Raw genomic sequence first — 22,773 nt, 5'->3', positions numbered from 1 at the left:
GTAAGGATTTTGAATCAGTATACCCCTGAACCCCTATACCCTCGCCAAAACCCTTGATTTTTCGTTTTTATGCGTAAGTCCTAGATTTAAAGTATGAGAATTAGCCGTAACGCACCAAGATATATGGTGAGTTATCAGTAATCCTTAATTTTTAATTAAGTAAAAACTTCAAATTCAGATCAATATTTCAGAAAGAACACAAGGCTGTAACCCTCTTTAATTCTGCTTTAGCTCAACAAGAAATATTTACAATCCCCTGCTTTTTAACTTTACAGACAGTAGGTAATACTTAAATAGTGCTAGACCACTTTCAGTATTTTGATATGCGACAATTATTTCAGTATCTACGTACCTGGGTTATCGTCTGCCTGCTGTGTTTGGTCTTAGGCTGGACACTACCTGCACAAGCAGCTACCGACATTGACTCTAAACTCGAAAAGCAAGTTTTAGAAATTATCCGTAACAATCCACAATTCGTTCTTAACTCTCTGCAAGAGTATCAACTGGCTAAACAAGAAAAATTACAGAAAGTCCAACAAGCTTTTTTAGATGATTTAAAATCTAACCCAGCAAATATCATTGGCGAATCACCAACCACTGGTGCGGCTAAGTCCAAAACAGTGCTAGTTGAGTTTTCTGATTTTCAATGTCCCTACTGTGCGGAAGTACATAAAACTCTGAAATCAGTAGTAGACAAGCATAAAGACGAGTTGACATTGGTTTACAAGAATTTTCCTCTAACTGGAGTCCATCCAGAAGCATTCCCCGCAGCGCAAGCGGCTTGGGCTGCTAAACAACAAGGTAAGTTCTGGGAATACCATGATGCTTTGTTTGAAAATCAAAAGCAACTAGGTGAAACCTTATACGTTGATATTGCTAAAAAACTAAACCTCAATTTGGTGAAGTTTGAGAGCGATCGCAAGTTGGCAAAAACAGCCATTGACAAAGACCTCAAACAAGCGAATGATTTAGGTATCTCTGGTACACCATTCCTAGTTATCAACACTGATAAATACACTGGTGCAGTCCAAGCAGCCGACATTGAAGCGAGATTGGGTAGTGCGAGTTAAATAGACTAGACGGAATTTACACACAAAGATTGTAAACACTGGGTGTAAGGGTGTAGGGGTATATGTATCCAAAACCCTTACACCCTTAATTTTTTGTATCAAAGAACCACAAAGGACAAGTAGGACACGAAGTTATAGCAATCCTATCTCTCTCTTATCTACCTTATCTAACTTATCTCCCTTGTCTACCTTGTCTACCTTGTCTACCTTGTCTACCTTGTCTCCCTACACTTGAAGACTTCTTCATTAATCTTCCAATGATTGGGCTTGTACTTCTACCGCAGTCACATCAATTGTGCCTTCTGGTGCAAAGCGTTGGAAGTGGCCTTTCTGGACTAATAGCTGTTCGCCACAGTTAGGACATTGTAATTGGCTATTGTTCAAACCAGTGAATTCGTAGGCGCAGACAGGACACTTGTCAGTTACTAAGTTGCGTTGTAGCCACCAGCGAAACCCAACGAAAGCCACTACAGGCGCTAGTGACAGCAGTGCAAACAGGATAAATAAAGATTTTACTAACCAACCCAGTCCCAATGAACCTAGCAACCAGATAACTGCTAAGAAAGTGAGCAAAGGGCGGAGATTTAGCATATTCAATTGTGAATTGTTAAAGCTCATTTTTTAATTACAGTCTTGCTCTCTTTCTAGGATAGCGAGTTTAGAGATTGTCAAGGGTCATTTGTTATTGGTCATTGGTTAAGATGTTTTTACTAACGCTGCAAGCTGCTGTTTAAAGGCTACTGTCCCGAAATGGGCGATCGCTTGTTCGCGCAACCACTTGCCATCACAGCGTTGATCATTCTTTTGTAAAATTTCAATACAAGCGGCGGCGACAGCATCAGCATCACGGTGTGGGACTCGCCAGCCTAGTTTACCATCTTGTAAAGGATCAGCCGAACCATCTGCATCACCGGATAACACTGGGATACCACAAGCCATTGCTTCTAGATAAACAATACCAAAACCTTCTTGAGAAGGCATGATATAAGCATCTGCTAGGCGATAATGAGCGATTAAATCTTCCGTGGGGACAAAACCAGCAAACACAACGCGATCGCTTACACCCAAATCTTGGGATAACTGGGCTAATCGCGGTTGATCATCACCACGCCCAATCACCAAATATTTCACTTCTGGGAAAGCCTGGGCGATTTGAGGTAAAGCCCGAATTGTGACATCTACGCCTTTGTAAATATCACCCGACCACAGGCGTGCTACTGTCATCAATACTTTAGCATTTGTTAAACCATACTTCTCGACTAATTCTGGTAGTTTTTCCCCTGGGGTAAATTTATCACCATCAATTGCACAAGGCAGCATTTTCACTTTGTCGGGGTTAATTTTATTCGCCGCACAAGCGCGATCGCGGCTGTAACGGCTGATTGTCCAAATTTCACTGGCTGCGGCGAGTGCGCGGCGTTCTAGAGTATTTAAGGGTTCCCAGACTTCTTTTCCGTAGGTGAGGACTGTGTAGGGAATACCTAACGGCTGACAAAGAGTTTGGATTAAGACGGCAAGTTTAATATGACCACAAAATACACGTTCTGGACGTTTTTGTAAAAGAAACTTTAATAAAGCGCCAGCCATCGCCATTCTGCCAATTTGCGGCGACTTATTTTTAAAATAATGGAATTTTACACTCTCAGACACAAAAGGATTAACACAGTCTGGACTATCTCGCAGGACGAAAACATCTGTCTTGTAACCTGCATTCAACTCTGTATAAGCCTGAAAGATATCTTTGACATAAGACTGAATCCCCCCTTCACAACCAAAAACTTCGATAAAAACGAAAGATTGGTGCGGAGTTGGGTGAACTTTGTTAATACCTTGTAGTTTTCTTTGGGTTAAATCAGTCAGCATTTAAGTTTTTATTAATACAAGTTCTACTTTAGTGCAGCTTGAATTATTTCTATACTGCTGCCAAATTTTACCAAAAATGTCACTAAAATCGTATGCTGACTTTACCAGACTGAGTGTATTTTTTATACACTGATTTTTTGTATTTACCCTTAAATCACCTGATTTTTCACCATTGGAATTTATTGGTGACTGTACTCGATAATTAACAGACAATTTCGCTCATCCGTGCTACGTTCATAAACCACCCGATCCGTCAAACGCCTCAACAAAAACCAGCCATAACCTCCTTCCTGGGGATTACCAGGTTCCGGCTCGGCGATTTCATCTGGATTAAAAGGCTGGCCATGATCCCAAATTCTAATCTCCATTCGGTCAACCCATAGACTCACTTCAATATCTATGGTTGTTTCCGGTGGTAAAGTCTCATGAGCATGGCGAACTGCATTGGTAAAGCCCTCTGCTAAAGCTAAATTCAGACAATAGAGTTGGTGTTCTGTCCAACCACGTTGACATAAATATTTGAGACAAAACTGCTCAAACCATTGTTGAACCTTATTTAAGAGCGGAAGTTCGCTCCTGACAGTCAGATGGTCGCGCTCCACCATTCTCAGCATTGACCTTGACTTGAGTATTCAATAAAAATGTTTTGACTGGTTGACTTGGGGAGATTTTTAATTTTGGTATAGCTTGTGATGTTATGGGACAAAGTTAAATGTCCTAAAATCTGCTTTGCTATATACCCAAAAAATCTCAGGTACTGCCTAGTACAGTTGGAGTAAATAAACAGACCATAATAAATTGCTAAAAAGCTTGTGGTATCAATATTCTTCCTTTTGCCTTTTTGTACTAAATTACTAAAATTGACGCTTGTTAGTTGTTTCACTAGCATATTTTAGAGGGTATGAGTGGTTTTAGCCACCACCCACACCCTTTTACATGCTAATCAAACTTACACAAGCGTCAAAGCAATTTTCGGTAACTAATCTAATTTAGAAAAGTCCCAAGGTCAAGGATTTGTCTAAAGGTAAAGCTGCGCCAATACCCAACCACAAAGTTACCAAAGTGCCAAACAGAAATACTGTAGTTGCAACTGGGCGACGGAAGGGATTTTGGAACTTATTCACACTCTCAATAAAGGGAATCAGAATTAGTCCCAGGGGTACGGAAGCCATTGCGAGAACTCCCAACAATTTGTTAGGAAGCGATCGCAAAATTTGGAATACAGGGTACAAGTACCACTCTGGTAGAATTTCCAGTGGTGTAGCGAAAGGATCTGCTGGTTCACCTGTCATTGCTGGATCTAGTACAGCTAGAGCCACAATACAAGCGAAAGATCCCATAATTACAACTGGGAATATATAAAGTAGGTCATTGGGCCAAGCGGGTTCACCATAATAGTTGTGACCCATTCCCTTAGCCAGCTTGGCTCTTAAGATAGGATCGCTCAGATCGGGTTTTTTCTGTGTTGCCATTTTTAAATGCGTTCTCCTGCTGAATTTCAGTTAAAGCATTGATGTTAGCCATTTGCTTTGAGGCTACCCCAGTCTTGTCAGACGGGGGAATAGCCATTATTTCTTAGTCAAACTGTCTGTGATTTTTTACTGATGTGCCATATCTAATTGTTCATCAGTTTAAAACAAACAAATTTGTCTGGAAATAGCTAATGCCTGTTCACATTTTGGCTGAACCAACAATGAAATTACAAAGGCCCGGAAATGCCTTGTTTGCGAATCATCAAGAAGTGGAACAGCATGAAGACTGCAATTAGCCAAGGTAGAACAAAGGTGTGGGCGCTGTAGTAACGAGTTAATGTTCCTTGACCAACACTAGAACCACCGCGCAACAAATCAGAAATCAATGTCCCAACAACAGGAATCGCTTCTGGTACACCACTCACGATTTTCACAGCCCAGTATCCTACTTGATCCCAAGGCAGAGAGTAGCCGGTTACTCCAAAGGAAACGGTGATCACAGCCATGATGACACCACTTACCCAGGTTAATTCGCGGGGCTTTTTAAAACCACCAGTTAAGTAAACCCGGAAAACGTGCAGAATCATCATTAACACCATCATGCTGGCAGACCAACGGTGGATGGAGCGAATCAGCCAACCGAAGTTTACTTCGTTCATGATGTACTGTACAGAAGCATAAGCTTCTGTAACTGTTGGTCTGTAGTAGAACGTCATTGCGAATCCAGTAGCAAACTGGATGAGAAAACAGACTAGAGTAATTCCACCCAGACAGTAAAAGATGTTGACGTGGGGAGGGACGTACTTGCTTGTTACGTCTTCAGCAAGCGCCTGAATTTCCAAGCGTTCCTCAAACCAGTCGTAAACGTTGGCCATACAATCTCAAGTTCCTAAAAAATCGGTTGCGGTTGATAAATCTCCCAATTGGCAATTTTGGGATTTTCACAAAAAGGTTGTTTGTTTGGTTTTTTTGCTTTCAGAGTGATGAGCGTTTTCAGCAACTTAACACTCTGTAAATATGAAATATATGGCGTTCTCTTTGCAACCAAACACTTCAAATGCCAGTTCCAAAGAAGATTTTATCGTTTGTAGAGTGCCTTGTGTACTCATAGATTGCCTTAACAATTTGATGAGAGCAATGCACTACTTCTATAAAAAAAGTAACATAGTCGAGAGATAGATTTCATCAACAACGAGAGAACTGGGCAGTTCGATACAATTTGGGTTCAGGTGGAATTGAGAATGGGGTTCATGCAAAAGTACGTTTTTCGGGTGGTTTTGTCACTATTTTTGGGATTTTGTTTGGCGCTTGGCGGGTTTATCCCAACGGCCACAGCATTGACCAGTGAACAAAAGCTTGTTTCAGAAGTTTGGCGCATTGTCAATCGGACTTATTTAGACGACACATTTAATCATCAAAACTGGGCAAGTGTGAGACAAAAGGTGCTAGAGAAGCCTTTGACTAACAAAGAAGCTGCTTACACGTCCATTCAGTCCATGCTCAAGAGTTTAGATGATCCTTTTACCCGTTTTTTAGATCCAGAACAGTACCGTAGTTTGCAGGTCAATACTTCTGGAGAATTAACTGGAGTTGGGTTGCAAATCGCCCTCAATCCCCAAACAGGTCAATTAGAGGTGGTTTCGCCGATTGAAGGTTCACCAGCCGAGAAAGCCGGCATTAGACCGCGCGATCGCATTCTCAAAATTGAAGGATTTTCCACAGAGAATTTAACTTTGGATGAAGCAGCAGCCAGGATGCGCGGCCCCATTGGCAGTTTAGTAACGCTGTTAATTGAGCGTGATGGCGAAGTAGAGCGAGAAGTTAGTATAGTGCGCGATCGCATTGAACTCAACCCAGTTGTTGCCCAATTGCGTACTTCTTCTCAAGGCACATCCATTGGCTATCTTCGCCTGACTCAATTTAACGCCAACGCCTCTACAGAGTTGGCACACGCTATTAATAGTCTAGAGAAAAAAGGCGCTGATGCCTATATTTTAGATTTACGCAATAATCCAGGGGGACTTTTACAGGCTGGCGTGGAAATTGCGCGGCTGTGGTTAGATTCTGGCACCATTGTCTACACAGTGAATCGTCAAGGTATTCAAGGAAGTTTTGAAGCTTTTGGCCCAGCACTCACAAAAGACCCCTTAGTAATTCTGGTCAATCAAGGAACTGCTAGTGCTAGTGAAATTCTGGCTGGCGCATTGCAAGATAATGGCCGCGCCCAATTAGTAGGCGAAACTACATTTGGTAAAGGCTTAATTCAATCTTTATTTGAACTGTCAGATGGTTCTGGTTTAGCAGTCACAATTGCTAAATATGAAACTCCCCAACATCGAGATATTAATAAACTCGGAATTAAGCCAGATAAAATAGTTACCCAACAACCCATTACCCGCGATCAACTCGCCACAGAAGCAGATTCCCAATATCAAGCCGCCGTCGAAATATTGGCACAGAATCCTTTAGTTGTGGGGAGTCGGGAGTAGGGGAAGAATGTAGGTTTTTTACAATCTGCCTGGAAATGGGAGAAGGGAGACAAGGGAGACAAGGTAGATAAGAGAGAAAAAGTTAACATGAAAGTCTTGACTCAGCCTTTGATCAAAAACTTTCCCCTTCCTACTCCCCACTCCCTACTCCCTATTCCCTCTATAAAATCAGTTGTACCTGCAACAAATCGGAGAAATCCAAGGCAGCTAAACGCTGATATGCTTGGTCTATCACACGCTTACCTCTCAGAAAACCTGTATTCGCACCAGGACAAAGATACTCAAGGGTGTCTGGGGTAAAGCGTTCTAGTAAAGATTGAACATTTTTAATTTGTCTAGGCCAGTGAAAGGTTTTAGCGGTACGTAATGGTACTGGTTCACCCTGTTGATTGGGTAATAAATGCCGACCAGAAAATAAAACGCCGCCGAATTTGCTGTCATAAAGACAAGCGGAACCAGGGGAATGTCCTGGTGTCCAAATAATTTGGGTTGTGGAAGTAAGAATAATTTCTTGGGTAAAGGTCGTAACGGTTAAATTAGGTAATAAATACGCTTCTTGTTCTTGAATGATCACTTCACAACCCAAAGCTTGCTGGAGTTCTGGGGTTTTGCCAATGGCACCACGGTGCGTAATCACTAACCAGCGTACACCCCCATGCGATCGCAAAAAATCCAGATTTATTTGTTCTAACGCTGGGCAATCGATGAGGATATTCCCTTCATTTCTTACAATGAAATAGGAGGTTCCTCCCAATGTGTCCCGATTTGGCACAAAAGCAAAAATGCTGTCAAGTACAGGCCGTGGCGCTTTAGCATGATGACCGGGCGGTTGAGGTAAGGAACCCATGAGAAAAACTATACAAAAATGAGGAGTGCTACAAATTTAATCACAGAGTTGAACTACTGATCTAATTTTCGGCTTGAGATTGTCAAACCGTTGTTTTATTAGCTTTTGTGCAGTTCATCTGTGGTCATGATGGAACAAATTGGTACTAAAAAATTCTGCCTTAATAGTTAACTATTGTTAAAAATTGGGGTTTGAGATTCTGCTTTGTGGTGGTGACACTACTGGTGGGATATTTTTCCAAATTATTAAAGAAAACATGAATTTTTGGTTTCTCCTCCTCCTAGGACTAGCTACTTATTTGATGGTGCAACGCAGTGCGCTTGGCATTACACGTACGCCTGTTTGGTTGTTATGGCTAGTTTTAATGACACCAGCATTACTATTGACTGGATGGACAGCCAGATATGGCATTAAACAACCTCCGCCACCATCACTGATTATCGGTTCTTCTATTGTTTGTCTCTTGTTATACTGGCTGTTATTTCAATGGGGGCGAACAGCGTCAACAGATAAGCAAACTGAACCTCAAACTCCCAAACCAGAATCGGTTATCCATCCTACCGCAGAACCAGTACCAGTGCGTCCCATTGAACCTACCGAAGAAAGCCAACTACGAAATTGTTTTCCTTGGTCTGTATACTATATTCAAAATCTTGAGTATCGACCCCAAGCGATTATCTGTCGCGGACAGTTACGCACTACACCGCAGCAAGCTTACCAGCGAATTAAAGCCAACGTCGAATCACAATTTGGCGATCGCTTTTTGCTCATATTTCAAGAAGGCATAAATGGTAAGCCCTTTTTTGTCTTAGTGCCTAACTCACAAGCCGCTTCAGCAGTTAATCAAAACAAAACCGAAAAATTAACCAGACCAGGATTAGCTCTTTTACTATTAATTACAACTCTTTTCACGACCACCTTTGTGGGAGCTAGAATTTCTGGGGTTGAACTCACAACATTACAATCTAATCCCCAAATTTTGTTAGAAGGATTGCCATATTCCTTGGGATTAATCACAATTTTAGGCACTCACGAACTGGGTCATTACTTAACAGCTAAATTCTACAAAATTCGCTCAACCCTGCCATATTTTATCCCCATGCCTTTCTTTTTGGGGACTTTCGGTGCGTTCATTCAAATGCGTAGTCCAATTCCTAACCGGAAAGCTTTATTTGATATCAGCATTGCCGGGCCAATTGCCGGATTTATCGCCACATTACCGATTTTAATCTGGGGTTTAGCTCATTCTGAAATCGTCCCCATGAATGACAAAATGGGTATTCTCAATCCTGATGCCTTGAATCCGAAATATTCTATTTTATTAGCTTTGCTTTCTAAGGTAGCTTTAGGCAGTCAACTCACAGCTAAATCTGCTATTGATTTACATCCTTTAGCTGTAGCTGGTTTTTTAGGATTAATTGTCACAGCCTTAAATTTAATGCCCGTCGGACAACTCGATGGCGGACACATTGTTCATGCAATGTTTGGACAGCGCACCGCTATGATGATTGGTCAAATAGCGCGGTTGTTACTGCTATTACTGTCTTTGGTACAGTCAGAATTTTTTGTTTGGGCAATAATTTTATTATTTATGCCGCTAGTTGATGAACCAGCATTAAATGATGTTAGCGAATTGGATAATGGACGCGATATTTTGGGATTAATGGCGATGGCTTTATTAATTATCATTATTTTGCCACTACCACAGGCGATCGCTAACTTACTCCAAATTTAAACATCCTTCCAAACGATACCTACTGACTAAATTGATAGTAGCCCACCCTGCTAGGAGCGATCGCTAATTAATAAATTCGGCGATGCCGTACTCTCACCGCTAAGGCCTTCTACAAGATTAGCGATCGCACTAATAGACATCATCATGATCACCCACATTTAGTAGGAGAATTGCGTCTTCTTTGCCTTCTTCTTGGTTAGCCACAAATTCAAAAAGAATGCGATAGCTGTAGTCAATGGAGCAAGCCCAAATTCCAGCAAACTCGCCTGAAAGCTTATGAGTTTTCAACGTAGGATGGAAAGGATCTGTGGCAAGTTGTTCTAGAGTTTCTTCAATCAAGGTGCGTAGTTGAGGATTTTGACGTACCATACGCTTAAAATCACGTAGAGATTTTGGACTCCAAGCGATTTCTCTCAAGCATCCAACTCCGCTAAAAAGTCTTTCACAGAACCGTATTTAATTCCGCCTTCTGCAACCTCTTGGCGAATTTCTTGGACTTCTTCCAAAAGCTGCTGGCGTTGTTTTCTATGCAAGCGTTTTGCTAAAATTTCTAGTAATGATTGCTGTTCTTCTAGCGATAAGGATTCTGCAACATCGATCGCATTTTGCAGTCGAGAAGTTTTGGAGATATCTGTCATTGTTGACTCAAATTAGGTTATTCAGGCTAATTTAATCATAGTTGCTTCTGCCTGCGATCGCTCACAACTATCCCCAGCTATGAGCGATGTCTGAAGACAAGCCACTCCGTGTCTACGCACTTGTAATTTTTACTGGCTGTCCTATGGCTTTATTGTCCACGTCCTGGTTTGTAATCTGTGAGAATCTGGAATGTTGGCACGGGCAACTGTGAAGAGATTATCCAATGCACAAATAACGGAATGTCGGTGCATTGGCATCCAGTCAAGGACTTGGTAGCGATCGAAAAGTAAAAATTATGGCTTAAAAATTCGGTTTTCATCAAAAATATGACATTCATAGAGATTCCAGTCAGAAAAAGAGAGACGTGCGATGTTGCACGTCTCTACTTTTTTAGGAAGCTGAATTACTAACTTCTGCTGCTTTTGTCGCAGCTGAAGCACCACCCATCCGAATTTCTGAAGTAAAGGAAGCCATACTAAAGCCACCAAAGCGTTTGAGAATACTAACGCGCATTCTTAAATTGGGACTGGCAAACCACAGACGTTCTTCCGACCACATAGTTTCGTATTCTGTGGTTAAAGTTAATGCGTCATCACTACCCATTTTGTAACGACCGGCGACAGGCGCTTTTTCGGCATAACCCATTTCGCGCAGTAATCTACCTTCATTGGGATTATCAGCATCGGGGACAGTAACTAGCACCGTTGAACCTGTGTGTTTTTCTTCATCCCATTCCATTGTGCCGTTCCAGGTGACTCTTGCACCACAGGTAGCTTCACTGGGGTTCACTTCGTACTGTTGACACAGTTTGATCACTTCGGGATGATCTGCTGCCAACATCTCAATTACAATATCGGATTTACCATCTTCAGACTGTTTAAATGCTAAGTGATGGCTAGTGCGGTGTGAAAACCATTTACCAGCACTTAATTCAAAAAACTCTTCAATATTCATGAATTAAATTACCCTGCATCGAAATACTAAAAGTCCCTCTTATTATTAAAAGGTAGCAGGAGAAGGAAATTTTATGTTTGCTTGCCTTTTTCTTCAATTCGCTTGAGGCCGATTCTTGCTGCTTCGGCAACGTTAGGATGACTATCTTTCTCTAAATATTTTAAAGCGGAGATACTCTTGGGAGTTGGCAGATTCCCCAAAGCTTCTGCCAGTCTTTGTCTAACGAACCAATCATCTGACTGAGCAAATTTGAGAATACTATCAACTGCTTCTAAGTCGCCAATTTCACCGAGTGCAGAAATCGCTGCTTCTTTTAAAACCGCTTCATTACTATCCAAAGCCTGTAAGAGAATTTGACGGGCGCGTGGATCTTTCAGATTGCCTAAAGCGACAGCTGCACTAAAGCGGACTAGCCAATCAGTATCTTCATAAAATGCCCTAGCTAATGCTTCAAATGCTCTGGTATCACCTAAATAGCCCAATGCACCAGCAGCATCGGCACGAATGCCATAATCAGGGTCAGTTTGCAAAATTCTGACCAAAATAGCGTAGCATTCGTCAGTTTGCTTGACTCCCAAGGCAAAGATAGCCATAGAACGCAGTTGCAGAGAATCGTCATCTAAGACTTTTTTAATTAAAGGGACTGCATCTTCAGCAGGGACATCGCGCAGACTGGCAAGTGCAACCATGCGATCGCGTAAGTTTGAACTTTCTAACTGAGCAGAAATTTCCTGTAAGGGTAGAGCGGCCATTTATGATTCAAGCACTTTCTTTACTTATCTTTACTTTAACTGATTTGCCCAGTAGACTGCTGTTATTAATTTTTTTTGTTCTGGTATCAGTCCTCGACTAGCTACTTCTAGTCCCGAATTACTTACGTATGGGTAGAGAGTGTGGGGGGAAAGATTTCTTCACTATTCTCCCACCCCTCCCACACTTCCCACTCCCCTGGATTTCTCACAAGAGAGAAATCCAGGTAGTTTGGCTTGACGACGAATATCTCCGTAAGGTAAACGATTTATTATACTTAATTCATTACATATCTTTGAGGGTGACAGGTAATAAAAATTACTTTATATATAGAACTTATGCAGCCATGATCAAACACATGAAGTTACCATCCTTAATCATCAGCATTTTAATTACTGTTTGTTACACTCAAATTTTTAAACATAGTATATCTTTAGCAAAATCAGATTTAATTTTAGATGAAGCAGCCAGTTTAAATTTATATTTAGTAGCTAAGTCAGATGATCTTTCACTTGTAGAACAACAAGTAATTAGTGAGACAAATAAAGTTAGACAAAATCCTAAATCATATATCCCAATTTTGGAAGGCTATCGCCAGAGGTTTCAAGGTAAACGTGTGAGATTATCATCCAATTCTTACTTAATTACCCAAGAAGGAAGTAAAGCTGTTGATGAAGCGATCGCCTTTCTGAGATCAGCACGCCCTGTAGGAGCGTTAAGCATATCTAAAGGAATGTCTTTAGCGGCAAAAGCTCATGTTAAAGACCAAGGAAATAAAGGGGCTACAGGTCATTATGGTGGTGATGGGAGTAGTCCTTTTGATCGCCTAAATCGCTATGGTAAATGGCAGAAGACTGCGGCAGAAAATATCAGCTATGGCCCGAATACAGCCCAAGATATTGTTATGCAATTAATTATCGATGATGGAGTTCCATCACGCGGTCATCGTACTAATATCTTTAACCCTGCATTTAAAGTTAGTGGTGTCGCTTATGGAACTCATAAAAAATATCAAACTATCTGTGTAATTAACTACGCTGGAGATTATCAAGAGAAAGAAAATTAGACTGGCAAATCTCTGTTAACTATGTCAAGATGAATCAATGCGTTGTGGCGAGGAGAACAATGGTTTAATCAAAAAATCCCTGAAATTTAAGTGATTTTACTAGGTATATTACTGCTATAAATTAAATTTAAATATCTGACTACTAAAACCTTGAAGCAAGGTAGATTTGCCTGACTCCATAAAATAAGTATTTTTGCTATGTAAAATAGTATACGTTTGTTTTATCCTAGATACTGGAGCAAGTATTCAACAAAAAGCAAGTGACTGAAACAAGTAAGATTTTTCAACATTCAATCCAGGATACGAGATTTTGAGGAAGAGCAATGCCAGGAAATGAGTGGGAAAAAATACGTCACCTTTTGGTTGTCCAAGACTTACAAGGACAAAGAACCATCCCACTACAAGAAACTACTTATTCCATTGGTCGAGATTCCAGAAATGCGATTGTGTTGCGATCTCGTTCCGTATCTAGACAACATGCCATTTTACTGCGTGTGACTCTTCCCGAAACTGACCAATATGGGTTTCGGATTATTGATGGCAACTTTAAAGGTAAGTCTAGTACTAACGGGTTATACGTCAATGGAATGAAATGCGTTTCCCATAATCTTCAGCATGGTGATGTGATTGCGTTTGGGAATAATCAAGTCCAAGCTAAATACTATGCAGTTTCGCATATTTCGGAAAAAGCTTTTTCCGAAAGTGTTGATATTGAAAACATCTCAGATTTTCTCTTAGAGCAGGCTCATGCGGCCAATCCTTTTCCCACCTTAGCGGTTGACCCTAATTTTGAAGCGGCCAGTGAAACTGCCCTAGCACGCCTAGCATCGTTCCCAGAACTCATTCCTAACCCAATTATTGAGATGGATTTGGGGGGAACAATTACTTATCTCAATCCAGCTGCATCGGCAAAATTTCCCAAGATTCGAGAAATTGGTAACAAGCATCCTGTACTGACAGGGTTACTCCATGCCTTGGAAGATCACCAGATCAATTCCTTTTCCCGTGAGATCACGGTTGATCAGGAAGTGTTTGAACAAGTTATTCACTACTTACCAGAAAGTGACTTAATTAGAACTTTTATAGTTAGGGATATTACAGAGCAGAAGCAAGCAGAAGCAGAATTGCGGCAACGCGATCGCCTATTGCAAGCAGTAGCCGAAGCTGCTAACTATTTGCTAGTGGAAATGAATTACGAAACTGGCATAGACAAAGCTTTGGCTGTACTAGGAGAAGCCGCTCAGGCTGATCGCGCTTATTTATTTAAAAACCATCGCCATTCAGATACAGGCGAAATGGCCCTGAGCTTGCAATTTTTCTGGACAAGAACAAATTTAACCGCATCTCGTTTTCACTGGCAAAATCAACTTTATCAATCTTCAGAATTAGCGCGTTGGTATGGCACACTCTCGTGCGGAAAATCGATTAGTGGCAATATCAGGGAATTTCCGGTAGCAGAACAAAAGCTATTAGCAAAAGATGGAATTCAATCTTTGCTTTTAGTTCCCTTACGGCTAGAAGATGAGTTTTGGGGTTGTATTGGTTTAGCCGATTGTACTTCTGAGCGTACTTGGTCAAGGCATGAAGAATCAACACTATTGACAATGGCGGCTAGTATTAGCGGTGCTTGGCAGCGTCAAAAAGTAGAAGAAAAAATCCGCTACCAAGCACTGCACGATATGCTGACGGGCTTACCCAATCGGTTCTTGTTTAATGAAATCTTGGCTAAAGCTTTACCCAACGCCACACGCAACCGTGAAAGTTTAGCTGTGATGTTTCTGGATTTAGATCGCTTCAAAGTGATTAATGATACGTTAGGGCATACCATTGGTGACAGATTACTACAAATGGTGGCACAAAGACTCAAAGAATCTCTCAGAGAAGGAGATACCGTTGCTCGTTGGGGAGGAGACGAATTTACAATTTTGTTGCCCCATATTAAATATCTTGATGAAGTAGCTCAAGTAGCCCAAAGAATCCTGCAATCCTTAGAAAAGATTTTCTGTCTTGATGGCCATGAACTGTACATCAGTGCGAGTATTGGTATTTCTGTTTTTGATGACCACAGTCATGATGTTGAAACCTTAATTCAACATGCGGATACGGCGCTGTATTATGCCAAAGATGAAGGCAGAAATAATTATCAGTTTTATACCACTACCCTCAGTGGCAAAACTCCAGAACTGCTTAACTTAGAAAAAAGCTTGCGCTATGCCGTAGAAAGAAACGAATTGACGGTGTATTATCAGCCCCGTGTCAATATTGTGACTGGCAAAATTACTGGAATGGAAGCTTTGGTGCGCTGGCAAAACCCAGATATGGGACTAGTAGCGCCGAATATATTTATTCCGTTAGCTGAGGAAAGTGGATTAATTATTCCGATTGGTGCATGGGTATTACGCACAGCTTGTATCCAAAATAAAGCTTGGCAAGCAGCAGGATTGCCGCCTTTGACAGTGGCTGTCAATCTATCACCTAAACAGTTTCGTCAAGCTACCCTAGTAGAGGATGTAGCGAACATTTTAGCTGAGACAGGATTAGAGCCACATTTTCTAGAGTTGGAAATTACCGAATCAACAGCGATCGCTGATTTAGAATTTACCAGAAATGTTTTACAAAAGTTAGAACAAATGGGGGTTCACCTTTCCATTGATGACTTTGGTACCGGACACTCTTCGCTTTCACGGCTACAACTTCTACCACTACACAACCTGAAAATTGATCGCTCCTTTATTCAAGAGTTAACCACAGATGTGCGAGTAGCTCATATTGTGAAAGCAATTGTCACTTTAGGACGTAATTTAGGTTTAAGACTCACGGCTGAAGGTGTAGAAAAGCAAGAAGAACTAGATTTCTTAAAATCTATTAATTGTGAGGATGTCCAAGGTTATTTTTTCTATAAACCAATGCCATCAGAAAAAGCAACAGAAGTTCTGCAAAACAGACATTTTTCTGAACTAGAGGAGAAAAATGGCACAGGGTATAAGCACGTAAAATCTGAGGTTGAGAGAATGGTGTAGGCTTGGAAAAGCCTGAAAATCCCACCCTGACACCTGGACTCAACGATCATCTTTGTACATCAGTCCTGATAAATTAAGCATAAACCCTGAGATGATTTTGGCCAGAATCGCTATCTAGTGGGTAAATTGGGTATATATCCAGAAAATTTTTCTGTTTCAACCTAACCCACATATCGGAATGAGAGAACATTATCGAGATTTCTTAATTCGGAACTGGGAAAAGGGCGATCGCTCCAGGGCGGCCGCAGTCATCAGTTATGTATTATCAGAATACGGGTTGGGTTGGGAACCCAACGGTGCTGACCAAGATGTATTACAAGTTGAGGAATATTACTTAGCTACTGGCGGTGAGTTTTGGGTAGTGGAACACCAAAGCCAAATAGTCGGTACTGGGGCATATTACCCCATAAATCGCGGGGAAAAAGCTGTGGAAATTCGCAAAATGTATCTTTTACCAAGTGTCCGGGGTATTGGCTTGGGGAAATATTTGTTACAACAACTAGAAGCAGCGATCGCTAATCGTGGTTTCCAGCAAATTTGGATTGAAACAGCCAGCATATTAGTAGAAGCCGTGAAGTTATACGAAAGTAATGGTTATCAACCAGCGACGGGTGTGGAAACTGCACGATGCGATCGCGTGTATGTGAAATATCTAGACTAATTTCTATGCCCAGTTGGCAGAATCATTTCCAAGGTTTCCTGAACCTGTTTTTACAGTCCCATTGTCCTTTGTGTCAGCGAAGTACATCGGAGACTTTGTGTGTATACTGTGCCAGACAATTACACAACTGCGGTCAAAAACATCCTAGTGCATCATGGCAAGGTGAAATACCGATATTTGGGTGGGGTGTGTATGGTGGTAGCCTCAAAAGAGCGATCGCCGTGATGAAATATGAAAACCAACCGAATATTGCCCGTATCTTGGGTACATACTTGGGTGAAGCATGGTTATTAAACTCTCCTCAGCCTCATACCCAACCAGTAGTTGTACCCATACCGATGCACCCAGACAAGCAAAAGCAACGTGGTTATAATCAAGCTGCCTTAATTGCCGAAAGCTTCTGTCAGACAACTAAGTTAAAATTAAATCTAAATGTTTTAGAAAGGGTGCGAGAAACTCAAGCGCAGTTTGGTTTATCAGCTTCTGAACGGGAAAAAAACTTAGCTGAAGCTTTTGCTGTCGGTAAAGAATTTCGCCGTCAATGCCCCAGTATGCCAGTATTGTTAATCGATGACATTTACACTACTGGTGCAACCACCAAATCTGCCGTACAAACACTTCGCCAGTCGGGAATTACAGTGTTGGGGTTAGCCGCAGTTGCGATCGCCATCAAAGACCAACATACTAATTCATAGGCGAGTCATATCTGACAAATCTATAATTAAGCGAATACCTTGTGTATGGCAACACAGCCTGAAATTATGAGTAAAGCTTTTGCAGCAGGTTTCAAAAGATTCATCACTGTTCCTACTATTTTTCTGACAATTAGTATCAGTACAACAGCAGCATTCGCCCAAAGCAAGTTGTACAGTCCAATTCCGTTAACTAATTTGACAGAACTTTCCGATACACTCTCGGAAAAAGATATACCCACAGGACAGGGTGGGTTTGCCCGTGACTATACAGTTAAATTGAATAAAGGTGATAACCTGGCAGTTGATTTATCTTCCGAAAACTTTGACTGCATTATTACGCTGTTAGCCCCAGATGGTTCAACGGTGGCAGAAAATGATGACGGCCCCGATGGTACAAGTAACTCCCTATTATTTACCCGCATCAACGAAACAGGAATATATATTATCCGCGTTCGGTCTTTTGGGGAAACTGGAGTGGGTAACTTTAAACTGAAGGTAACAAAACTGCAACCGATTAAGTAAATTGCTGAGTGCGTTGCTTTGGTTCCCAAAGTTGTAGCAACTGGCGTTGCTGAGTTGAAAGTGCTGAGTAGTTATCCCGCTTTTGTTACCTTGGGCAGAGAATCATCTGAAACTCTTAGTTTTACGTTTATTCTCAACAAGGGTATTTAAATGATAAAGTGGGCTGGCGATCGCTCTGTGCGAGTTGCGTAAGTCCTGGATAAGTTATTGTGTTTTCTAGGAATTTAGATGTGTTGTAGCTTAATTATTTTGCCTGAATCAGATTATGCCAATGCCTGTTAACCTCATACTGGAAGTTCACAGGTTAAAAATTTATGTATATGGCATCGTCTGAAAATCAAGCTCTACCTAAACAAGACATTAAGTTACTAGTTTTAGATATCGATGGTACGATCGCTGGCAAATCTAATTCTTTAAGCAAACCAGTCAAGCAAGCGATCTCAGCAGCCCAAGCCAAAGGCATTCATGTTGCAATTGCTACTGGAAGAATGTATCGTTCTGCGTTACGCTTTCATCAAGAAATTCGCTCTAACTTGCCATTAGCGGCTTATCAGGGAGCCTGGATTCAAGACCCAACTAACCAAAAAATCCACTATCACTTACCTGTAGCCAGAGAAATTGCATACCAACTACTAGACTATTTTGAAGAACCCCAGTGGCGATCGCTTCTCTCTATTCACTTTTACATTAATGATCAACTGTATGTCCGGGAGTTAACTAGAGAAACTAAAATTTACGCACAACGTTCAGGAATTACCCCCATTGCTGTAGGTGATTTACGCAACATTTTAATTGAATATGAACCGACAAAAATTTTAGCTTTGTGTGATGACACAGAAGCAATTAGCCAATTATTAGGGAATTTGCGTCGCCAATATACGCCCGCAGAACTTTATCTCACAACTTCTGTTGCTACTTTTTTTGAAGCCACAAATCCTGCTGTTAATAAAGGTGCGGCTGTACGTTATTTCGCTGAAGAACTTCTCGGTTTAGAAAGGAATAACGTGATGGCTATTGGTGATAACTTTAATGATGTAGAAATGTTGGAATACGCTGGTATTGGTGTAGCGATGGGTGATGCACCCACAGAAGTACAAGCGATTGCTCAATGGATAGCCCCCAGTGTCGAAAAAGATGGAGTTGCGATCGCTATCCAAAAATTTTTACTTTCTTAAAACAAACTGTTTAAACTTTTTTACATTATGAAATCAGAAAGAGCGCCGACGACTGGCCGTGTTTCGTCTCGGCGCTCTTGCTGGTTCGCTCCTCACACAACTGCAAGTATAGTCGAACTACTTTTATGAGTCAATAGCTATGATAAAAACCGTTATATTTTCCTCAGAAACAATACTGATGTTCATAACTCCCACACAGCAGAAACTCCTAGTTTTTCTACTAGTAAATATCTCAGCAAATGTTGGGTCACTATAACCAAACCCAAGCGAGATTGAGCCAATTCTGGTGAATTAATTTTTACATCGCCCCAAATGCGACACTGACACCAAAATTTTTCCCAAGCCTGGCTCAACTTCCAAGCGGTTTTTTGCCAATGAATTGCATCACCAATCTCAGAACATACCAATTCGTCCACCACCTCCACTAACTGAGCCAGTAAATCCCTCTCTGTGGAGTGATGCAGCCAAAGTAGGTTGTCATGATTCAACCAAGGTATTGGTTGTTGAGATACTGGTTGCCACAATGTTGTACTTGTATCTGGTAGAGGTTCCCGCAGTTTAATTAATTTCTCACGATGACCCAGCAAGATTAATGAGCAACATCTTGCATAAGCGTATTGAATTGCAAATATATGGGACGGGTTGTAATTGTTAAATTTGGGAGTTGTGTTTTCTGTTCCCATCTTTCCGAGTTGTTCTCTATACCCCATAACCCAGCTTTGTAGCCAACTTGCCAAATATGTTGGTTTCAATTCAAAATAAATCCAACCAGGTGGAACAATTGTAACCATAAAAACGTCGCCACTGGTCGCCAATAATCTAGGGACAAGAGTATTAGCTATCTCCATAGCAGTGCAATTATGAGATTTTGCTAACTGCTGTGCCACTCCTGAGATATACAAGATTTTTTTATTATCTCTATCTTTGTATAGATGATTTTTTTTAAATTCCTTAATTTGTATTTTTTCAGTCTTAGTAAAATCACTGAGTGTTTCCTGTGACAAACTATTTAATAGCTGCTTAATTGATAGCTGATTGCTTGTTATTAACCAATAATCCACTTAATCTGATAAGAACAGCTTTTGATTATTTCCCCAACAGTGGGTTGTCATCTTCCTTGAGATATAAGTTTTATCTATATAAAGAAAAATGAGAAGACCATAAAATTTAATAAATATTCTATGAATAGTAAGTAAACTTTACTACCATCATTGTACAGTAAGAAGTATAACAAAAGAGTAGGCGCTAAATTGCTCTCTACTCTTTGGATGGCTGGCGCTGTTAGGCGTTAAGCCTACCCGTCAACACAAAGACACTCCTTGCACCTTGTTTTATGACGTCTTTGTCTTCAGCCGAACGCTCTTTGTTACCTATGCAATCTCCATCCTCCTTTTCTGAGGCATCACGCCCCTTTTTGACTTGGCAACGTATTCTTGATTGGGCTCAAGAACACTATCGTTGCCGCACCTTTAGCAAAGATGAGCGCATTCCAGCTAGACCTGGTTTGCTGTATTTGGTGCAAAGAGGTGCGATCCGTATGGTAGGTACCGCTCAAGTGAGTGCTACTGCCAGTCAGTTAACATCTCGACGCATTAACAGAACTCCAGAAGAAGCTTTCTTGGGTTTTGTGGGAGCAGGACAACCATTTGAAATTGTGGCTCAGTCACCATTCACCCTCCAAGCATACGCCCATGTTGACCAAACTGCGGTGCTGTGGATGTACTGGCATGATTTAGACAACTGGCCTCACTTCCGGCGCGAGGTTATGGATGCCTTTAGGTATCAGCATCAGCGTAAATTGCTGTGGTTGAGTGCCTTGGGTCAACGGCGCACAATTGACCGCCTCTTAGGATTCCTCACATTGTTAATTGAGGAATATGGCGAACCCGCAATGAGCGAAACTGATCCCGATGTGATTCGTGGCTATTGTTTGCCTTTTCCCCTTACTCATGCCCAAATTGGTAGTGCGATCGGCTCTACTCGTGTAACTGTGACCCGCTTAATGGGCAAATTGCGTCAAAGAGGTTTAATCCTCACTCAAGGAGATAATCTCATTTGCTTGCCAGCAGAGTCGATTAATAGAGCAAGCTAAGACGCTATCCAAGTTCCTGTAACGGCATCTATCAGAACTTGATCCCGATCTGTCATCAGTAAGTTGGCGCAGCAACACCTCCTTACTTTTGTGTTTAACCAATCTGTTTGACCACCACAAACAGATTGTGCGTAATCGGGTATTTTCTGGATAAAACAGCCTGTGTGTGAATGTACAAGATATTCACTAGGGAAAAATCATAGTTCTTGGTAGAGAACTAACTTTTCGGATTTTGTTTGCCTGCTAACAACAGGAACTAGGTTGAATAATCAAGATAATGCTTGTTTAAGGCAAAAGTGTAGTAGATTCCAGTCATAAAGATCAGCCAAATTTCAATCAAGTTTGGGTGGTCTGAAAACAACTCAAAATTAGAGTCGAAAGTATTGATTACCCAAGACTTTTTCAGTGCCATTGTCTGTCTTGTTGTTATCAGTGGTGCAGTGAAAATACGGTTAATTAATTCACAGAATTGGAGCCTAACCCTAGGCTCCAATTGTCATTTTTGCCTGTAGGGTGAAAGGGTATAGGGGTGTATCTATTCACAACCTCTACACCCCATACCCTCACACCCCTTTACCCAATCTCCACAAACAATCTTTGTGCGTAAGTAAGCCCTATCAGTCTTGATTAGCGAAGTCTGACAAACCCAGCTTTCGCAATTAATTCTTGACCTTGATCTGTCAGCAATAAGTTAGCGTAAGCTTCACCTGCTTGCTGATCTGCTTGTCCATTTTGTTTGACGATGACAAATAAACGTCGGGTGATGGGATAATCACCAGTTTGAAATGCTTCAGTATTCAGTTGATTACGCTGTTTTGGACATTTGTCTAGGGGGATATAAGGTTTTGTGTAAGGTTCAATAAATTTGTTTGGCTGTTTACCTAGGGGTAAGGCTTTGACGCTGCATTGTCCGACTACCTCTGGTGCGGAAGCATAGTAAATTGTACCAGGATTTTTGGCTACTTCTTTTAAGGCGTTAGTCGTAGTGTCGATAAATTGGACGTTGCTACCAAATTTTCCGCCACTTAGGACGTTTTCTTCAAAAAACTCAATGGTGCCACTATCTTCTGGACGGCGAGAATATGGTGTTATGGGTAATTTTGGCCCGCCTAACTGTTCCCAATTATTAACTTTACCTGTGTAGATATCTTTTAGCTGGGTGAGGGTTAAGCCAGGAAGATTGAGATTTGGGTGAACTGCGATCGCAATTCCATCAATTGCTACAGGTATTTCTTTGAGTGCAAACCCTAATTTTTTTGCTTGTTCATTTTCTTCTGGCTTCACAGCGCGAGAAGATTGAGCAAATGCTAACTGATTACCTAGCAGCATCTTAATTCCAGTCCCAGAACCGGGTGCAGCTTCTATCGGCTCGGTGTAACGTAGTTGAAATTTGGGCCAGACAATGGACACGGCTGAATCTACCTGCTGGCGGATCGGAGCCCAAGTAGTGCTACCCCCATAACTAAATAACCCCGTCGGGACATCCGGTATTTGCGAGAAGGTATCTGTACTTGGTGTTTCTACCCTTGTTCTTGTGAGATAACTGCCTTTGATGCCATAGCTGTGAGAAAACCACCACAACAAACCACCTACTAGCCCCAAGGTGATTGCTAGTGTTAGAACCAAAACTTTAGTCTCGTTAGTTCTATGTTGTTGTGTCATAGTTGGTGGTGTAGTTTTCTTACCCTGAAAGTAATTTCTCATTTTATGGGTAACGCTAGGT

The 22,773-nt window shown here is 41.3% G+C and carries 23 protein-coding genes; 10 read left to right on the top strand and 13 right to left on the bottom strand.

All coding sequences use genetic code 11. From position 1 onward, the window contains the following. Positions 1-323: 323 nt before the first annotated feature. Positions 324-1,070: a DsbA family protein gene (locus H6G79_RS27840; RefSeq protein ID WP_190592625.1), complete on the top strand. Its 747-nt coding sequence runs from the start codon at positions 324-326 to the stop codon at positions 1,068-1,070. A gap of 246 nt (positions 1,071-1,316) precedes the next feature. Here H6G79_RS27840 and H6G79_RS27835 read toward each other — a convergent pair whose 3' ends face one another. The 5 genes from H6G79_RS27835 to petB all read right to left on the bottom strand — a co-directional run bounded on the left by H6G79_RS27835 (position 1,317) and on the right by petB (position 5,280). Further along, entirely contained in the window at positions 1,317-1,688 is a 372-nt protein-coding gene (locus H6G79_RS27835; protein WP_190592624.1) for a hypothetical protein, read from the bottom strand. A gap of 78 nt (positions 1,689-1,766) precedes the next feature. Further along, entirely contained in the window at positions 1,767-2,933 is a 1,167-nt protein-coding gene (locus H6G79_RS27830; protein WP_190592623.1) for a glycosyltransferase family 4 protein, read from the bottom strand. 179 nt (positions 2,934-3,112) lie between these two features. Next, positions 3,113-3,547, bottom strand: coding sequence for an anti-sigma regulatory factor (locus H6G79_RS27825; protein ID WP_190592622.1), 435 nt, complete (start codon positions 3,545-3,547; stop codon positions 3,113-3,115). Between the two features lie 375 nt (positions 3,548-3,922). Next, the gene (petD, locus tag H6G79_RS27820) at positions 3,923-4,405 is read right to left on the bottom strand and encodes a cytochrome b6-f complex subunit IV (RefSeq protein ID WP_190592621.1); all 483 of its coding nucleotides are present in this window, start codon (positions 4,403-4,405) and stop codon (positions 3,923-3,925) included. A 227-nt stretch (positions 4,406-4,632) separates the two neighbouring features. Next, positions 4,633-5,280, bottom strand: coding sequence for a cytochrome b6 (gene petB, locus H6G79_RS27815; protein WP_062297765.1), 648 nt, complete (start codon positions 5,278-5,280; stop codon positions 4,633-4,635). A 366-nt stretch (positions 5,281-5,646) separates the two neighbouring features. Between petB and ctpA the strand changes: the two genes are divergently transcribed. Next, on the top strand, positions 5,647-6,894 hold the full coding sequence (gene ctpA / locus H6G79_RS27810; protein WP_190592620.1) for a carboxyl-terminal processing protease CtpA: 1,248 nt from the start codon (positions 5,647-5,649) through the stop codon (positions 6,892-6,894). A gap of 160 nt (positions 6,895-7,054) precedes the next feature. On the opposite strand, the gene H6G79_RS27805 is transcribed toward ctpA, so the two are convergent. Next, positions 7,055-7,741, bottom strand: coding sequence for an MBL fold metallo-hydrolase (locus H6G79_RS27805; protein ID WP_190592619.1), 687 nt, complete (start codon positions 7,739-7,741; stop codon positions 7,055-7,057). A 256-nt stretch (positions 7,742-7,997) separates the two neighbouring features. Between H6G79_RS27805 and H6G79_RS27800 the strand changes: the two genes are divergently transcribed. Beyond that, a complete protein-coding gene (locus H6G79_RS27800) occupies positions 7,998-9,476 on the top strand; it encodes a site-2 protease family protein (RefSeq protein ID WP_190592618.1) in 1,479 nt (492 codons plus the stop codon). Between the two features lie 129 nt (positions 9,477-9,605). Here the strand turns inward: H6G79_RS27800 and H6G79_RS27795 are convergent, their stop codons facing one another. The 5 genes from H6G79_RS27795 to H6G79_RS27775 form a co-directional block, all read right to left on the bottom strand. After that, the gene (locus H6G79_RS27795; protein ID WP_190592617.1) at positions 9,606-9,893 is read right to left on the bottom strand and encodes a type II toxin-antitoxin system mRNA interferase toxin, RelE/StbE family; all 288 of its coding nucleotides are present in this window, start codon (positions 9,891-9,893) and stop codon (positions 9,606-9,608) included. Next, positions 9,890-10,114 carry a hypothetical protein gene (locus H6G79_RS27790; RefSeq protein WP_190592616.1) on the bottom strand — a complete coding sequence of 75 codons (225 nt, stop codon included), beginning with the start codon at positions 10,112-10,114 and terminating at the stop codon, positions 9,890-9,892. Before H6G79_RS27790 ends, H6G79_RS27795 begins: the two co-directional genes overlap by 4 nt. 149 nt (positions 10,115-10,263) lie before the next feature. Continuing rightward, positions 10,264-10,452 (bottom strand): hypothetical protein, encoded by a 189-nt coding sequence (locus tag H6G79_RS27785; RefSeq protein ID WP_190592615.1) that lies wholly within the window; start codon positions 10,450-10,452, stop codon positions 10,264-10,266. Positions 10,453-10,505: 53 nt separating this feature from the next. Beyond that, complete coding sequence (locus tag H6G79_RS27780) at positions 10,506-11,069, bottom strand: phycobiliprotein lyase (protein WP_190592614.1); 564 nt, start codon at positions 11,067-11,069, stop codon at positions 10,506-10,508. Positions 11,070-11,140: 71 nt separating this feature from the next. Beyond that, the gene (locus H6G79_RS27775) at positions 11,141-11,821 is read right to left on the bottom strand and encodes a HEAT repeat domain-containing protein (protein ID WP_190592613.1); all 681 of its coding nucleotides are present in this window, start codon (positions 11,819-11,821) and stop codon (positions 11,141-11,143) included. Between the two features lie 356 nt (positions 11,822-12,177). On the opposite strand from H6G79_RS27775, the gene H6G79_RS27770 reads away from it, so the two are divergent. The 6 genes from H6G79_RS27770 (at position 12,178) to H6G79_RS27745 (ending at position 18,958) form a co-directional block, all read left to right on the top strand. Then, complete coding sequence (locus H6G79_RS27770; RefSeq protein ID WP_190592612.1) at positions 12,178-12,885, top strand: CAP domain-containing protein; 708 nt, start codon at positions 12,178-12,180, stop codon at positions 12,883-12,885. Between the two features lie 323 nt (positions 12,886-13,208). Further along, a complete protein-coding gene (locus H6G79_RS27765; RefSeq protein ID WP_190592611.1) occupies positions 13,209-15,905 on the top strand; it encodes an EAL domain-containing protein in 2,697 nt (898 codons plus the stop codon). A 178-nt stretch (positions 15,906-16,083) separates the two neighbouring features. Further along, the gene (locus H6G79_RS27760) at positions 16,084-16,566 is read left to right on the top strand and encodes a GNAT family N-acetyltransferase (protein WP_190592610.1); all 483 of its coding nucleotides are present in this window, start codon (positions 16,084-16,086) and stop codon (positions 16,564-16,566) included. Positions 16,567-16,571: 5 nt separating this feature from the next. Then, positions 16,572-17,261 carry a ComF family protein gene (locus H6G79_RS27755; protein WP_190592609.1) on the top strand — a complete coding sequence of 230 codons (690 nt, stop codon included), beginning with the start codon at positions 16,572-16,574 and terminating at the stop codon, positions 17,259-17,261. A gap of 66 nt (positions 17,262-17,327) precedes the next feature. After that, on the top strand, positions 17,328-17,783 hold the full coding sequence (locus tag H6G79_RS27750) for a PPC domain-containing protein (protein WP_190592661.1): 456 nt from the start codon (positions 17,328-17,330) through the stop codon (positions 17,781-17,783). Between the two features lie 314 nt (positions 17,784-18,097). Next, positions 18,098-18,958 carry a Cof-type HAD-IIB family hydrolase gene (locus tag H6G79_RS27745; protein WP_190592608.1) on the top strand — a complete coding sequence of 287 codons (861 nt, stop codon included), beginning with the start codon at positions 18,098-18,100 and terminating at the stop codon, positions 18,956-18,958. A gap of 182 nt (positions 18,959-19,140) precedes the next feature. Here the strand turns inward: H6G79_RS27745 and H6G79_RS27740 are convergent, their stop codons facing one another. After that, on the bottom strand, positions 19,141-19,749 hold the full coding sequence (locus H6G79_RS27740) for a DALR anticodon-binding domain-containing protein (protein ID WP_242048586.1): 609 nt from the start codon (positions 19,747-19,749) through the stop codon (positions 19,141-19,143). Between the two features lie 542 nt (positions 19,750-20,291). Between H6G79_RS27740 and H6G79_RS27735 the strand changes: the two genes are divergently transcribed. After that, positions 20,292-21,050: a Crp/Fnr family transcriptional regulator gene (locus tag H6G79_RS27735; protein WP_017654928.1), complete on the top strand. Its 759-nt coding sequence runs from the start codon at positions 20,292-20,294 to the stop codon at positions 21,048-21,050. A 627-nt stretch (positions 21,051-21,677) separates the two neighbouring features. Here the strand turns inward: H6G79_RS27735 and H6G79_RS27730 are convergent. Next, positions 21,678-22,712, bottom strand: a complete 1,035-nt coding sequence (locus H6G79_RS27730; RefSeq protein WP_190592606.1) for a PstS family phosphate ABC transporter substrate-binding protein — start codon at positions 22,710-22,712, stop codon at positions 21,678-21,680. Between the last annotated feature and the right edge of the window lie 61 nt (positions 22,713-22,773).

Origin of the sequence: Anabaena sp. FACHB-83 (genome assembly GCF_014697485.1) — a bacterium.
Classification (GTDB): Bacteria; Cyanobacteriota; Cyanobacteriia; order Cyanobacteriales; family Nostocaceae; genus Nostoc_B.
This window is presented reverse-complemented; position numbering and strand designations above follow the sequence as displayed.

Bases quoted from the DNA above. Each gene is read 5' to 3' on its own strand.
- H6G79_RS27840 (WP_190592625.1), top strand. From the start codon at position 324: ATGCGACAATTATTTCAGTATCTACGTACCTGGGTTATCGTCTGCCTG.
- H6G79_RS27835 (WP_190592624.1), bottom strand. From the start codon at position 1,688: ATGAGCTTTAACAATTCACAATTGAATATGCTAAATCTCCGCCCTTTG.
- H6G79_RS27830 (WP_190592623.1), bottom strand. From the start codon at position 2,933: ATGCTGACTGATTTAACCCAAAGAAAACTACAAGGTATTAACAAAGTT.
- H6G79_RS27825 (WP_190592622.1), bottom strand. From the start codon at position 3,547: ATGCTGAGAATGGTGGAGCGCGACCATCTGACTGTCAGGAGCGAACTT.
- petD (WP_190592621.1), bottom strand. From the start codon at position 4,405: ATGGCAACACAGAAAAAACCCGATCTGAGCGATCCTATCTTAAGAGCC.
- petB (WP_062297765.1), bottom strand. From the start codon at position 5,280: ATGGCCAACGTTTACGACTGGTTTGAGGAACGCTTGGAAATTCAGGCG.
- ctpA (WP_190592620.1), top strand. From the start codon at position 5,647: ATGGGGTTCATGCAAAAGTACGTTTTTCGGGTGGTTTTGTCACTATTT.
- H6G79_RS27805 (WP_190592619.1), bottom strand. From the start codon at position 7,741: ATGGGTTCCTTACCTCAACCGCCCGGTCATCATGCTAAAGCGCCACGG.
- H6G79_RS27800 (WP_190592618.1), top strand. From the start codon at position 7,998: ATGAATTTTTGGTTTCTCCTCCTCCTAGGACTAGCTACTTATTTGATG.
- H6G79_RS27790 (WP_190592616.1), bottom strand. From the start codon at position 10,114: ATGACAGATATCTCCAAAACTTCTCGACTGCAAAATGCGATCGATGTT.
- H6G79_RS27785 (WP_190592615.1), bottom strand. From the start codon at position 10,452: ATGAATGTCATATTTTTGATGAAAACCGAATTTTTAAGCCATAATTTT.
- H6G79_RS27780 (WP_190592614.1), bottom strand. From the start codon at position 11,069: ATGAATATTGAAGAGTTTTTTGAATTAAGTGCTGGTAAATGGTTTTCA.
- H6G79_RS27775 (WP_190592613.1), bottom strand. From the start codon at position 11,821: ATGGCCGCTCTACCCTTACAGGAAATTTCTGCTCAGTTAGAAAGTTCA.
- H6G79_RS27770 (WP_190592612.1), top strand. From the start codon at position 12,178: ATGAAGTTACCATCCTTAATCATCAGCATTTTAATTACTGTTTGTTAC.
- H6G79_RS27765 (WP_190592611.1), top strand. From the start codon at position 13,209: ATGCCAGGAAATGAGTGGGAAAAAATACGTCACCTTTTGGTTGTCCAA.
- H6G79_RS27760 (WP_190592610.1), top strand. From the start codon at position 16,084: ATGAGAGAACATTATCGAGATTTCTTAATTCGGAACTGGGAAAAGGGC.
- H6G79_RS27755 (WP_190592609.1), top strand. From the start codon at position 16,572: ATGCCCAGTTGGCAGAATCATTTCCAAGGTTTCCTGAACCTGTTTTTA.
- H6G79_RS27750 (WP_190592661.1), top strand. From the start codon at position 17,328: ATGAGTAAAGCTTTTGCAGCAGGTTTCAAAAGATTCATCACTGTTCCT.
- H6G79_RS27745 (WP_190592608.1), top strand. From the start codon at position 18,098: ATGTATATGGCATCGTCTGAAAATCAAGCTCTACCTAAACAAGACATT.
- H6G79_RS27740 (WP_242048586.1), bottom strand. From the start codon at position 19,749: ATGGTTACAATTGTTCCACCTGGTTGGATTTATTTTGAATTGAAACCA.
- H6G79_RS27735 (WP_017654928.1), top strand. From the start codon at position 20,292: ATGACGTCTTTGTCTTCAGCCGAACGCTCTTTGTTACCTATGCAATCT.
- H6G79_RS27730 (WP_190592606.1), bottom strand. From the start codon at position 22,712: ATGACACAACAACATAGAACTAACGAGACTAAAGTTTTGGTTCTAACA.